The sequence below is a fragment of the Bacillus bingmayongensis genome (genome assembly GCF_000299035.1).
Lineage (GTDB): Bacteria > Bacillota > Bacilli > Bacillales > Bacillaceae_G > Bacillus_A > Bacillus_A bingmayongensis.
Genome location: NZ_JH921519.1, coordinates 122,755 through 135,734, shown reverse-complemented (window position 1 = coordinate 135,734; position 12,980 = coordinate 122,755). Strand labels below are relative to the sequence as shown.

The window sequence follows — 12,980 nt, the reverse complement described above, 5'->3', positions numbered from 1 at the left end:
GTTATATCAATAGCTTCGAAAAAAGGGGATTGGGAATATATTCTAGTAAGTAATGGTGTCAGATTGCAGAATGTAATTGTACAAAAAAAGAACGCGGGGCAGCCGTGCCGCCTAGCGTCCTTCTTATAAAACGAATTGGTTTAAACTATCTTCAATTTCTTCTTCAGTGATTCCAATGTAAGTAAGCGTAATTTGCGGGTGAGAATGGTTTAAGATCGCTTGCAATTGTGCAACGTCCTTTGTCTGTTTGTAGAACCAGTAACCGAAAGTCTTACGCATTGTATGAGTTCCGACGCCTTCCGTAATATCAGCCATTTCAGACGCCTTATTTAGTTGTCTGTATGCTTGTGTTGTTGTGATTGGCTTGTCTCCTTTACGAGAAGGGAACAACCATTCAGAATTCACCGTGTTGGCGTATGCTTGTATTTCATTGTAAATGTTATCTAGCTTAATTGTGCGGGGCTTCTTCGTTTTGCCTTCTTGAATAACAATCTTCTTTTTCTTTTTAACGTCGCTAGTTTTTAGCTTTAATAAATCACCTACACGTAATCCCGTATTAATTCCAATTAGAAACATAATGTAGTCACGTTCTGAACAATGACGTTTTAACGCCCACTTCATATCTTCAATTTGTTCTTTGCTTCGAATAGGTTGCACGTCCTTAATTTGATTCATCATAAATCCGTCCTTCGTATGTATAGTAAAATCAGTGATTTGAATGTACGTTTTTTTAAGGTGTTTATAGAATATCGTTATTTTCAAGGGAAGTCAATAAAATCAACGAAATGAATGTATGTTTCTCTATAAAAACTTACATTCAATAAAATGGTGCGGATTCCTCACAATTTAAAGGGGTTAGTTCGTCACGGTAACAGTGAACAAGCTGTCATTAATGCTATTAAGTTAGTATTGCAGTCACAAGGCAAGCTTAAAGAACAAGAGGGCGTACAAGTTAATGTAAGTAATAACATTCAATCTGAAGGCGTAGGGTCTGATTTACTGGCGGACATCGACGCGATCTTAAGCGGGGAGTAACAATTGAATAGGGCTGTTAATTAAAAAGGGTGCTGTTTATTCAGCCCCCTTCTTTTTTTATGCCCGCCTTTATTTAAGTGGGGCTTATTATCTTGCGTACTCTATTATGTTACCCCTAGCGAATCCCTATCACTTATCCTATCTCATATCCTACGTGATATCTTATCCGTTATCCTACCACAATATCTACATCTATTATCTATATCGTAATGCGATAGCCTTATCGTATATCAATAGCTATATCATATCCCTTATCCTATCCTACATTAGAATGGTTATTATCTAATACTATTATATGTGTCTCAATACTCATCGTTTATGATACATCTAATCCAGTAAGATACTAACAATAGTTTAGTATTGATTTAATAATGTTTCTTTTGTCTCATAACTTTGTATCAAAACCTTTTATAAATATTTATTTTATTTTAGTTATTTTGTTAAATATTCTAACAAATATCGTTGAATATCTTGTACCTTCCTGAAGGCAACGAACCAAGACCAATGATTCATTAAATATTTCGTACATATAAATTTGAATGTTCTGATTTTATCCCCGCCATGGGTGAGGGGGGCTTACTTTTCGTCTGTAGGGCGTTTTAACAATACATATTATATTTTTTAGCCGAAAACGAGAAGGTCGGTAAACGCTAAATAAAATTTTATAGCAAAAAATTAATCGACTTTCGTAATTAAAATCTTCGTAATTGCCCCACTCATGTCTTCAGGTAGGTTTTTTTTCTATTTTTTAAGTCGCATTATGCGTTATAAAGTTGAATCACAAGGAAATTTAGCGAGGCATGGCGAAGACTTTTTAGGTAGATGGCTTACTTGCCTTGTTAATACTGTACGAAGGAGTGTATTACTTTTGAAGGTACAAGAAGTGATAGAACGGTTGAATAGTGGAGACACACTGGTAACCCTAGCAGAGGAAATAAATGTTTGTGAGAATGGGCTGAAAAACGCATTAGAAGAGTTAGAATTCATTTATGATGTATTAAGCGAAGGATGGGTATTTAAGGGGATTACCTCTAAATGCTTTGATTCATCTATATTTGAATTTGTTTCACCGAAGGATAAAATTACATTTTCAGTAGAACAGCTTTTGACGCTGAAAAATCTTGCTAACAAACAGATGAGTGACCAGAAAACTAACAAATGTAGAGACGAACTATATAACAAAATTAAAGGTATGCCTGATGAGGATATGTCTTGTACTAAAATATTGATAAAGAAGTCTGTAGGACACCGACTAGATACCTTTGCAAACAAGTTAAAGCTTAATGAAAGTGACGTTCTTTCCTTGGCGTTAACGGATTTTCTTAATAGGTATGAGATTAATTAATTGGGTTGACCGCACGCTTTTTAAAATTAATCACAATTTATGTGTCACGAAACTTAATTCTCTAGACGAATAGACCCCATAAAACAACAATTATCTATTCGGAGGGTTATTTGTAATGGCGATTCAAAAAATGCACAAGGCAGACAAACTAGGAAATATCTTGATAGAACAAGTAAAAGGTGCGTATTGGGTACGTGTAGCACGTGTTGAGAATACATGTTGGTACTCTTTAAAAGATACTATGGGATTATTAGAAGTATTAGGGAAAACAAGTACTATCGCTTCGCATATACCTGACGAAAATAAACGACTATTCTCGTTCGGATCGCGTCCTACTTTTGTAGTCGATTTGAAGGGGATTCATGCAATGACAACTATGTTTGAAATAAATGATTGGTCGTTGCTAGTGGAACTTGTAGAAAGAGTAGCAACCGTGTTTAATTCGGTGCAAGAACTTGTTAGCATGGAACTAGATAAGGAAATGCATGTGCCAAGGGTAACGCAGGAAGATATGTTAGCGTTAGAAGTGTTAAACGCGGAAAATAGCGAAGAAAGAGTCCTTGCATTGACGGCGTACAAGGAATTCATTACTCAATAGCAATATAACGTAAAAAAGACGCTTCAGATTCCTTTGTATGACGTTTTTGGTTTTTATTCGATTAAAGATTCGTGTTTTTTTAAAAACGCTATATAAGGATTTTGACGCCTTTAAAATCAATTGTACACTTTATTTCCTTTTTTGGTGGTAGTTAGTTAAAATGATTTGTATTGTAATATAAGAATAATTAAGATGGAGGGATTGATACTATGAAAAAAGAAAAGTGTCGTAAATGTTATGAGGGTAAGATTCTTAACATGAAGTACGAAGATGATTTTGACCGTATGTATGATGGTGGACAATTTACAGCCTTTGAAGCAGTAATGCAAATTGATAAGAAGTACAACGATGGTACTTTTAAATGTGAGACGTGTGACGGAACCGGAGTTATTGAAAAGACAGAGTAATTTATGAAAGCCTACGAAAAGTGGGCTTTTTTGCTACTAATTTATTGATTAAAGAATTAATCTAGTATATGAAAATGCGATGTTTCTTGATTTTTGTTGAACAGCGGAATTAAAATAAAAACAATTTAATATGAATGGAAAATAAAAAAAGCCGCTTCCATCTGTTAAGAATTCGCACATTTCTTAACGGAACCGACTTTTATCCTGTATCGCCATACGGGACTTCGTTTAAGCAGTGTTCGCACCACTACTTAAAGCTAAACCGTGTTTCGCGGACACGGCGTATTTTATACACCCATTATAGCCGTTGTTCGATTGTAATTTCAACTAATAATTCCTAAGTTCGTATTAAGTGAAACGTGGAAGTGTGTAATATTCGATGTGTACTCGTTATTGTAAAAAGGTAAGGAAGCGTTTATAATCGAAATAGATTAGCATACATAACGTTGTATGTTCATGTCTAAAAAGATTATTTCTATATTATATATAAGGAAATACCTTGTTTTTACTGATATTTTACGTAAAAGTTAATGGGTGGTTTCCGGTACCACGTCTGTCGGGGGTTCGAATCCCTCTGGGCGCGTCAAAAAGTCCTAACTTACATTTGTAGGTTAGGACTTTTTATTTTCCCTCTTGTTATATCTGATTATAAGATTTACTATTAGTACATGGTAATAAATTATTGTTTTCTTTCAATATTATTCATTTTGCAGTTGTAAGATGTAAACGTCATTAATACATATAAATTAATAATATTTTGGAATGGGTATCCATGTAGGATTCTCCTTTTAATAAACTTATTGTACAATAGAAACAAGGGGGAGATTAGTTTGAAGGCAAGTCTTTTACAAGAACAAAGCTTACGTTTGGCCATGACACAAGAGTTAAGACAAGCGATTACAATGCTCCAATATAATGTGCAGGAACTATCGGAGTTTTTGTATGAGCAATCGATGGAGAATCCCCTTATTGAGTTAAATGGCTTTGAGAGGGAGAAGAAAAAGAGCTCAAGCAAAAGTAAAAGTGCAAGCAAACAAGTCGACAATCAAATGGAAATTTACAGCGTGGATTCGACGACGATTCAGCAACATTTATTGGATCAAATACAGTATTACAAAATAGATGAAGTGGAGCGGAAAACAGCTTCTTTCATCATTATGAACATGGATGAGAATGGTTATTTACAAGAAACCAATGAAGAATTAGCAGAGTTACTGACCGCACCTATTGGTGTAGTAGAACGTTCTATGAAGCTTGTTCAGTCATTAGAGCCAGCAGGGGTGGGAGCGCGTAATATTCAGGAATGTCTATCACTTCAGTTGAAGCGCTTACAAAAAAAGAATGTACTTTCAGAAGTGATTGTGGATGAATATTTCGCTTATTTTGTTAAGAAAGATTGGCGGAAACTTATCCAGGTCATGAAATGTAGTAATGAGGAATTACAATCAGCTGTTGATTGTATTACATCGCTTCAGCCAAAACCAGGGCTTGCGTTTAGCTCTGAAAAACCACTTTATATTGTTCCTGATATGGCTGTAAAAAAAGATGGAGATCGCCTTGTTTTACAAATGAATGAACGCAATATGCCAAGAATCGAAATTCATTCAGAGTATAGTGCACTTCTTCATAATAGTGAGAGTGAAGTTGCTTCCTATGTATCTGAGAAGTATCAGCATGTACAGTGGATTATGCGCAGTTTAAAGCAACGGAAACAAACGCTTTTGCAAGTAATGGAGATTATTATGCAAAAACAACGAGATTTCTTTTGGAAAGGTCCGGAGTATTTAAAACCACTTTCTTTAAAAGAAGTAGCAGAAGAATTAAGTGTACATGAGTCTACCATTAGCCGTGCTACACGTAATAAATATGTGCAAACGCCGCACGGATTATTTGAAATGAAGTCATTTTTTAGTAACGCAGTGGTTACAACAGAAGATGAAGCAGTTTCTACAAAGCGCGTAAAGCAATTGATTCAAACGCTTGTAGAACAAGAAAATAAGAAAAAACCACTTTCAGATCAAAAAATTTCAAAATTGTTAGAAGAAGAGCATGAGATCGTTATTTCTCGTAGAACAGTTGCGAAATATCGAGAACAAATGAATATTCCCGCTTCTTCTCTGAGAAAAACAATTGGATAGGTGAAGAAGATGAAAGTTGTTTTATATACAAAAACAGAATGTGGTCTTTGCGTAAAAGCAAAGCAGGTTTTGAAAGAGATACAACATGTATATTCTTTTGAAATCGAGGAAATAGATATATATGACAATGAAGAGCTTTTAGAGAGGTATCAAATCATGATTCCCGTCGTGGAAATTGACGGAAAACAGGCGGAATGCGGTGTCATTCACAAAGATGCCATAATAAACTATATAAAGAATGCAGTTAAGAGTTGAATAAGTTTCTATCTCCTGTTACAATAATACACGTAGCAGGGATTATTTTTTTAACCTATGTGGGACACAAAATGTCACTACGGGACATAAAGTGACCACGGAGGTGATGAACCAATGTAGTGAGGAGAAATGATATGCGCTCATGGATTCAGAATACGAAAAAATTATTACCCGATCTGCTACCTGTTATGCAAACGAGAATGCAAATTCTTCAGTACATTCGTCTCATGCAGCCGATTGGAAGAAGAAACTTATCTGCAAGTCTTGGTATGACAGAACGAGTACTGCGAAGTGAAGTGCAAGTTTTGAAAGAACAAAACTTAGTTCACGTCGCTTCTTCTGGGATGACTTTAACAGAAGAAGGAACAGCTTTGGTTCTTGCTTTGGAAGACTTTATGAAAGAAATTTCCGGGTTAAAGGTTTTAGAAAAACAACTTAAGGAAACATTAGACTTGGATGAAGTTTTCGTTGTCCCTGGTGATAGTGATGATTCACCTTGGGTCAAACTGGAGATGGGCCGTGCTTGTGTAACTTGTATAAAAGACCGTTTGACAGCGAATAATATCGTTGCTGTGGCTGGAGGAACAACGCTAGCTGCTGTTGCGGACATGATGCAACTGGATTGCAAGGATTTACATATGCTATTTGTCCCAGCACGTGGTGGAATTGGAGAAGGTGTCGAATTAGAGGCCAATACTATTTGTGCAAAAATGGCACAGAATACGATGAGTAATTACCGCTTATTGTATGTTCCAGACCATGTTAGCAGCGAAGCATATGCGTCTATTGTTACAGAGCCTTCCGTGAAAGAAGTTCTTGAGTTGATTCGATCTTCCAATATCGTCATTCATGGAATTGGTGATGCATTAACGATGGCACGTCGCAGAAGTACTTCAGAAGCAGATTGGATGAAAATTAAAGCAAGCGAAGCAGTAGGCGAAGCTTTCGGTTATTACTTCAATGAACAAGGTAATGTCGTTCATAAAGTACAAACAGTAGGCATGCAACTAAAAGATTTACATCATGTATCTCACGTTGTTGCAGTTGCTGGAGGTTCTTCAAAAGCAAAAGCAATACAGGCTGTAATTAAACAAGGGCACACTTCCATTCTAATTACAGATGAAGGTGCAGCAAAACAGTTAACAAAGGGTATTACCCTTTAATATAATCCCCCAAGGAGGAAATTCAAATGACTAAAATTGGTATTAATGGATTTGGACGTATCGGACGTAACGTATTCCGCGCAGCTCTTAACAACCCAGAGGTAGAAGTAGTAGCAATCAACGACTTAACAGATGCTAAAACTTTAGCTCACCTTTTAAAATATGACACAGTTCACGGAACTTTAAATGCAGAAGTATCTGCTAACGAAAACAGCATCGTTGTTAACGGCAAAGAAATTAAAGTTATCGCTGAGCGTGACCCAGCTCAATTACCATGGAGCGACTACGGAGTAGAAATCGTAGTAGAATCTACTGGACGTTTCACTAAAAAAGCAGACGCTGAAAAACACTTAGGTGGATCAGTTAAAAAAGTTATCATCTCTGCTCCAGCTTCTGACGAAGATATCACTGTAGTTATGGGTGTTAACCACGAACAATACGATGCAGCTAGCCACAACGTAGTATCTAACGCTTCTTGTACTACAAACTGCTTAGCTCCATTCGCTAAAGTATTAAACGAAAAATTCGGCGTAAAACGCGGAATGATGACAACAATTCACTCTTACACTAACGACCAACAAATCTTAGACTTACCACACAAAGATTTACGTCGTGCTCGTGCAGCAGCTGAAAACATGATTCCAACATCTACTGGTGCAGCTAAAGCTGTAGCATTAGTATTACCAGAACTTAAAGGTAAATTAAACGGTGGCGCAGTACGTGTTCCAACTGCTAACGTTTCTCTTGTTGACTTAGTTGTTGAACTTGACAAAGAAGTAACAGTTGAAGAAGTAAACGCAGCGTTCAAAGCAGCTGCTGAAGGCGAATTAAAAGGTATCCTTGGATACAGCGAAGAGCCATTAGTATCTATCGACTATAACGGATGCACAAACTCTTCTACAATCGATGCATTATCTACAATGGTAATGGAAGGTAACATGGTTAAAGTACTTTCTTGGTACGATAACGAAACTGGTTACTCTAACCGTGTAGTAGACTTAGCAGCATACATGACTTCTAAAGGTCTTTAATTCATAACTTCTTTATAAGTTATCAATGACAAAACGAGGGAGAGGGTTTGTTCCCTCTCCCTTCTTTCGTTTTATAAGCAAATGTGATAAGCTTTTGAATGGGTTTTGTCAATCCTAACTAGTCGGAGGGAAATCCAATGAACAAAAAATCAATTCGTGACGTAGATTTAAAGGGTAAACGTGTATTTTGCCGCGTTGACTTCAACGTACCTATGAAAGAAGGCAAAATTACAGACGAGACTCGTATTCGTGCAGCTCTTCCTACAATTCAATATTTAGTAGAGCAAGGTGCGAAAGTTATTTTAGCGAGCCACTTAGGTCGTCCAAAAGGTCAAGTAGTAGAAGAAATGCGTCTTACTCCAGTAGCAGCACGTTTAGGCGAGCTTCTTGGTAAAGACGTGAAAAAAGCAGACGAAGCATTCGGACCTGCTGTACAAGAAATGGTTGCAGCAATGAACGAAGGCGACGTATTAGTTCTTGAAAATGTGCGTTTCTATGCGGGCGAAGAAAAGAACGATGCAGAACTTGCGAAAGAATTTGCAGCTCTTGCTGATATCTTCGTAAACGATGCATTCGGTGCAGCTCACCGTGCTCACGCTTCTACTGCAGGTATTGCAGACTTCTTGCCAGCAGTATCAGGCTTATTAATGGAAAAAGAATTAGAAGTACTAGGAAAAGCACTTTCTAATCCAGATCGTCCATTCACAGCAATCATCGGTGGTGCGAAAGTAAAAGATAAAATCGGTGTAATTCGTCATCTATTAGACAAAGTAGATAACTTAATCATCGGTGGAGGCCTTGCTTACACATTCGTTAAAGCTTTAGGTCATGAAATTGGTCTATCTCTATGTGAAGATGACAAGATTGAACTAGCAAAAGAATTTATGCAACTTGCAAAAGAAAAAGGCGTAAACTTCTACATGCCAGTTGATGTTGTAATCACAGAGGAATTCTCTGAAACTGCGACAACTAAAATCGTTGGTATCGACTCTATCCCTTCAAACTGGGAAGGCGTGGATATCGGACCAAAAACACGTGAAATTTATGCAGATGTAATTAAAAACTCTAAGCTTGTTGTATGGAATGGACCAATGGGTGTATTCGAAATGACTCCATTCTCTCAAGGTACAAAAGCAGTAGGACAAGCATTAGCAGATGCAGAAGGTACATACTCTGTTATCGGCGGTGGTGACTCTGCAGCAGCTGTTGAAAAATTCGGTATGGCTGATAAAATGAGCCACATTTCTACTGGCGGCGGTGCGTCATTAGAATTCATGGAAGGTAAAGAGCTTCCAGGTGTAGTTTGTCTTAACGACAAATAAGTAGCAGCCAAAGAAAAAGGACGGTGCAAAGCATGCGTAAACCAATTATCGCAGGTAACTGGAAAATGAATAAAACTCTATCTGAAGCAGTTAGCTTCGTAGAGGAAGTTAAAGGTCAAATCCCAGCAGCTACAGCTGTTGATGCAGTAGTTTGCTCTCCAGCTCTTTTCTTAGAGCGCTTAGTAACAGCAACTGAAGGAACTGACTTACAAGTAGGTGCACAAAACATGCACTTCGAAAAAAATGGTGCATTCACTGGCGAAATTAGCCCGGTAGCACTTAGCGACTTAAAAGTAGGCTACGTAGTACTTGGCCACTCTGAGCGTCGTGAAATGTTTGCTGAAACAGACGAAACAGTAAACAAAAAGACTCTTGCAGCATTTGAACATGGTTTAACACCAATCGTTTGCTGTGGTGAAACTTTAGAAGAGCGCGAAAGCGGAAAAACATTTGATCTAGTAGCAGGTCAAGTGACAAAAGCACTTGCAGGTTTAACAGAAGAGCAAGTTAAAGCTACTGTTATCGCATATGAGCCAATTTGGGCTATCGGTACAGGTAAATCTTCTTCTTCTGCAGATGCAAACGAAGTATGTGCGCACATCCGTAAAGTTGTTGCAGAAGCTGTTTCTCCAGCAGCTGCAGAAGCTGTTCGTATTCAATACGGCGGTAGCGTAAAACCAGAAAACATTAAAGAGTATATGGCACAATCTGATATCGACGGCGCTTTAGTTGGCGGTGCTAGCTTAGAGCCTGCTTCCTTCTTAGGTCTTCTGGAGGCGGTAAAATGAGAAAGCCAACAGCTTTAATCATTCTTGACGGTTTCGGACTACGTGAAGAAACTTACGGGAATGCTGTAGCACAAGCTAAGAAACCTAATTTTGACGGTTACTGGAACAAGTTCCCTCACACAACGCTGACAGCGTGTGGTGAGGCGGTAGGTCTTCCAGAAGGTCAAATGGGTAACTCTGAGGTTGGTCACTTAAACATTGGTGCTGGCCGCGTAGTATATCAAAGCTTAACACGTGTGAACGTTGCAATTCGTGAAGGTGAGTTCGATAAGAACGAAACATTCCAAAATGCAATTAAAAGCGTAAAAGAAAAAGGTACAGCTCTTCATTTATTCGGTTTACTTTCTGATGGTGGTGTGCACAGTCACATGAACCATATGTTTGCACTACTTCGCTTAGCTGCAAAAGAAGGCGTGGAGAAAGTATACATCCATGCATTCTTAGATGGCCGCGATGTTGGACCGCAAACAGCAAAAGGTTATATCGATGCAACAAATGAAGTAATCAAAGAAACAGGAGTAGGACAATTCGCGACTATCTCCGGTCGTTATTACTCCATGGATCGTGACAAGCGTTGGGATCGCGTTGAAAAATGTTACCGTGCTATGGTGAATGGCGAAGGACCTACTTATAAATCAGCACATGAGTGTGTAGAAGACTCATATGCGAATGGTATCTATGATGAATTCGTATTGCCGTCTGTAATTGTTAATGAAGATGAAACGCCAGTTGCAACAATCAATGATGATGATGCAGTTATCTTCTATAACTTCCGTCCAGACCGCGCAATTCAAATTGCACGTGTATTTACAAACAAAGACTTCCGTGAGTTCGATCGTGGTGAAAAAGTACCTCACATTCCAGAATTTGTTTGTATGACACACTTTAGTGAAACTGTAGATGGTTACGTGGCATTCAAGCCAATGAACCTTGATAACACATTAGGTGAAGTTGTTGCGCAAGCGGGATTAAAACAACTTCGCATCGCGGAAACTGAAAAGTATCCACACGTTACATTCTTCTTTAGCGGTGGTCGTGAGGCTGAATTCCCAGGAGAAGAGCGTATCTTAATTAACTCACCAAAGGTTGCAACATATGACTTGAAACCTGAAATGAGCATTTACGAAGTAACCGACGCTTTAGTAAATGAAATCGAAAATGATAAACATGATGTTATCATTCTTAACTTTGCAAACTGTGATATGGTTGGCCATTCTGGGATGATGGAACCAACAATTAAAGCAGTAGAAGCAACTGACGAATGTTTAGGAAAAGTTGTAGAAGCGATTCTTGCAAAAGATGGTGTAGCACTTATTACTGCTGACCATGGTAATGCTGATCAGGAATTAACTTCTGACGGACAACCAATGACAGCTCACACAACGAACCCGGTTCCTTTCATCGTTACAAAAAATGATGTTGAGCTTCGTGAAGGCGGTATTTTAGGAGATATCGCTCCAACAATGCTTACACTCTTAAATGTAGAACAACCGAAAGAAATGACAGGTAAAACAATTATTAAATAATTAAATTGCACATATAAAAGGAGAGAAAATATTATGTCAACAATTATTGATGTTTATGCTCGCGAAGTCCTAGACTCTCGTGGTAACCCAACTGTAGAAGTAGAAGTTTACACAGAAAGTGGCGCATTCGGACGCGCATTAGTACCAAGTGGTGCATCTACTGGTGAATACGAAGCAGTAGAATTACGTGACGGTGACAAATCTCGTTACCTTGGTAAAGGTGTTCTTAAAGCAGTAGATAACGTAAACGAAATTATCGCTCCAGAAATCGTTGGTTTCGACGTAACTGACCAAGCTGGTATCGACCGTGCTATGATCGAATTAGATGGCACTCCAAACAAAGGTAAATTAGGCGCTAACGCTATCCTTGGTGTATCTATGGCAGTAGCTCACGCAGCAGCTGATTTCGTAGGTCTTCCATTATACCGTTACCTTGGTGGATTCAATGCAAAACAATTACCAACTCCAATGATGAACATCATCAACGGTGGTTCTCACGCTGATAACAACGTTGACTTCCAAGAGTTCATGATTTTACCAGTTGGTGCTCCAACATTCAAAGAATCAATCCGTATGGGTGCTGAAGTATTCCATGCATTAAAAGCTGTATTACATGACAAAGGTCTTAACACTGCAGTAGGTGACGAAGGTGGATTCGCTCCAAACCTTGGTTCTAACCGTGAAGCATTAGAAGTAATCATCGAAGCTATCGAAAAAGCTGGTTACAAAGCTGGCGAGAACGTATTCTTAGGAATGGACGTTGCGTCTTCTGAGTTCTACAACAAAGAAACTGGTAAATATGAGCTTGCAGGTGAAGGCCGTAGCTTAACTTCTGCAGAAATGGTTGATTTCTACGAAGGTCTTTGCAACGACTTCCCTATCATCTCTATCGAAGATGGTTTAGACGAAAACGACTGGGATGGCCACAAATTATTAACTGACCGTCTTGGCAAAAAAGTTCAATTAGTTGGTGACGACTTATTCGTAACTAACACTCAAAAACTTGCTGAAGGTATCGAAAAAGGTATCTCTAACTCAATCTTAATTAAAGTTAACCAAATTGGTACTTTAACTGAGACTTTCGAAGCAATCGAAATGGCTAAACGTGCTGGTTACACAGCAGTTGTATCTCACCGTTCTGGTGAAACTGAAGATGCTACAATCGCTGACATCGCAGTTGCAACTAACGCTGGCCAAATCAAAACTGGTTCTATGAGCCGTACTGACCGTATTGCTAAGTACAACCAATTATTACGCATCGAAGACGAACTAGGCGAAATCGCTGTTTACGATGGTTTAAAATCTTTCTACAACCTAAAAAAATAATTGTAGAAAATAAAGGCAGACCGTGAGAAATCACGGTCTGTTTTTT

Annotated in this window: 13 protein-coding genes; 12 read left to right on the top strand and 1 reads right to left on the bottom strand. The window is 38.3% G+C overall.

Annotation, left to right across the window (positions count from 1 at the left end; genetic code table 11):
• Positions 1-123: 123 nt before the first annotated feature.
• On the bottom strand, positions 124-675 hold the full coding sequence (locus Y7E_RS0121795; RefSeq protein ID WP_026049302.1) for a tyrosine-type recombinase/integrase: 552 nt from the start codon (positions 673-675) through the stop codon (positions 124-126).
• A 153-nt stretch (positions 676-828) separates the two neighbouring features.
• Here Y7E_RS0121795 and Y7E_RS34555 point away from each other — a divergent pair, with 153 nt between their 5' ends.
• The 12 genes from Y7E_RS34555 to eno all read left to right on the top strand — a co-directional run bounded on the left by Y7E_RS34555 (position 829) and on the right by eno (position 12,934).
• Complete coding sequence (locus Y7E_RS34555) at positions 829-1,035, top strand: hypothetical protein (protein ID WP_237741406.1); 207 nt, start codon at positions 829-831, stop codon at positions 1,033-1,035.
• 868 nt (positions 1,036-1,903) lie between these two features.
• Entirely contained in the window at positions 1,904-2,380 is a 477-nt protein-coding gene (locus Y7E_RS0121785) for a hypothetical protein (protein WP_017153362.1), read from the top strand.
• Between the two features lie 115 nt (positions 2,381-2,495).
• Positions 2,496-2,978 carry a hypothetical protein gene (locus Y7E_RS0121780; protein WP_017153361.1) on the top strand — a complete coding sequence of 161 codons (483 nt, stop codon included), beginning with the start codon at positions 2,496-2,498 and terminating at the stop codon, positions 2,976-2,978.
• Positions 2,979-3,235: 257 nt separating this feature from the next.
• On the top strand, positions 3,236-3,385 hold the full coding sequence (locus Y7E_RS0121775) for a hypothetical protein (RefSeq protein WP_154652051.1): 150 nt from the start codon (positions 3,236-3,238) through the stop codon (positions 3,383-3,385).
• Positions 3,386-4,215: 830 nt separating this feature from the next.
• Positions 4,216-5,523 carry an RNA polymerase factor sigma-54 gene (rpoN, locus tag Y7E_RS0121770; protein WP_017153359.1) on the top strand — a complete coding sequence of 436 codons (1,308 nt, stop codon included), beginning with the start codon at positions 4,216-4,218 and terminating at the stop codon, positions 5,521-5,523.
• Positions 5,524-5,532: 9 nt separating this feature from the next.
• Positions 5,533-5,778: a glutaredoxin family protein gene (locus Y7E_RS0121765; protein ID WP_017153358.1), complete on the top strand. Its 246-nt coding sequence runs from the start codon at positions 5,533-5,535 to the stop codon at positions 5,776-5,778.
• 134 nt (positions 5,779-5,912) lie between these two features.
• Positions 5,913-6,941: a gapA transcriptional regulator CggR gene (gene cggR, locus Y7E_RS0121760; RefSeq protein ID WP_017153357.1), complete on the top strand. Its 1,029-nt coding sequence runs from the start codon at positions 5,913-5,915 to the stop codon at positions 6,939-6,941.
• Between the two features lie 26 nt (positions 6,942-6,967).
• The gene (gap, locus tag Y7E_RS0121755; protein ID WP_017153356.1) at positions 6,968-7,972 is read left to right on the top strand and encodes a type I glyceraldehyde-3-phosphate dehydrogenase; all 1,005 of its coding nucleotides are present in this window, start codon (positions 6,968-6,970) and stop codon (positions 7,970-7,972) included.
• Between the two features lie 137 nt (positions 7,973-8,109).
• Positions 8,110-9,294: a phosphoglycerate kinase gene (locus Y7E_RS0121750; protein WP_017153355.1), complete on the top strand. Its 1,185-nt coding sequence runs from the start codon at positions 8,110-8,112 to the stop codon at positions 9,292-9,294.
• Positions 9,295-9,326: 32 nt separating this feature from the next.
• A complete protein-coding gene (tpiA, locus tag Y7E_RS0121745) occupies positions 9,327-10,082 on the top strand; it encodes a triose-phosphate isomerase (RefSeq protein ID WP_017153354.1) in 756 nt (251 codons plus the stop codon).
• Positions 10,079-11,608 (top strand): 2,3-bisphosphoglycerate-independent phosphoglycerate mutase, encoded by a 1,530-nt coding sequence (gene gpmI, locus Y7E_RS0121740; protein WP_017153353.1) that lies wholly within the window; start codon positions 10,079-10,081, stop codon positions 11,606-11,608. Before tpiA ends, gpmI begins: the two co-directional genes overlap by 4 nt.
• Positions 11,609-11,641: 33 nt before the next feature.
• Complete coding sequence (gene eno / locus Y7E_RS0121735; RefSeq protein WP_017153352.1) at positions 11,642-12,934, top strand: phosphopyruvate hydratase; 1,293 nt, start codon at positions 11,642-11,644, stop codon at positions 12,932-12,934.
• Positions 12,935-12,980: the final 46 nt, after the last annotated feature.

Excerpts from the sequence above, each read along its gene's own strand:
- Y7E_RS0121795 (WP_026049302.1), bottom strand. The coding sequence starts at position 675 with ATGAATCAAATTAAGGACGTGCAACCTATTCGAAGCAAAGAACAAATT.
- Y7E_RS0121780 (WP_017153361.1), top strand. The coding sequence starts at position 2,496 with ATGGCGATTCAAAAAATGCACAAGGCAGACAAACTAGGAAATATCTTG.
- Y7E_RS0121775 (WP_154652051.1), top strand. The coding sequence starts at position 3,236 with ATGAAGTACGAAGATGATTTTGACCGTATGTATGATGGTGGACAATTT.
- Y7E_RS0121765 (WP_017153358.1), top strand. The coding sequence starts at position 5,533 with ATGAAAGTTGTTTTATATACAAAAACAGAATGTGGTCTTTGCGTAAAA.
- cggR (WP_017153357.1), top strand. The coding sequence starts at position 5,913 with ATGCGCTCATGGATTCAGAATACGAAAAAATTATTACCCGATCTGCTA.
- gap (WP_017153356.1), top strand. The coding sequence starts at position 6,968 with ATGACTAAAATTGGTATTAATGGATTTGGACGTATCGGACGTAACGTA.
- Y7E_RS0121750 (WP_017153355.1), top strand. The coding sequence starts at position 8,110 with ATGAACAAAAAATCAATTCGTGACGTAGATTTAAAGGGTAAACGTGTA.
- tpiA (WP_017153354.1), top strand. The coding sequence starts at position 9,327 with ATGCGTAAACCAATTATCGCAGGTAACTGGAAAATGAATAAAACTCTA.
- gpmI (WP_017153353.1), top strand. The coding sequence starts at position 10,079 with ATGAGAAAGCCAACAGCTTTAATCATTCTTGACGGTTTCGGACTACGT.
- eno (WP_017153352.1), top strand. The coding sequence starts at position 11,642 with ATGTCAACAATTATTGATGTTTATGCTCGCGAAGTCCTAGACTCTCGT.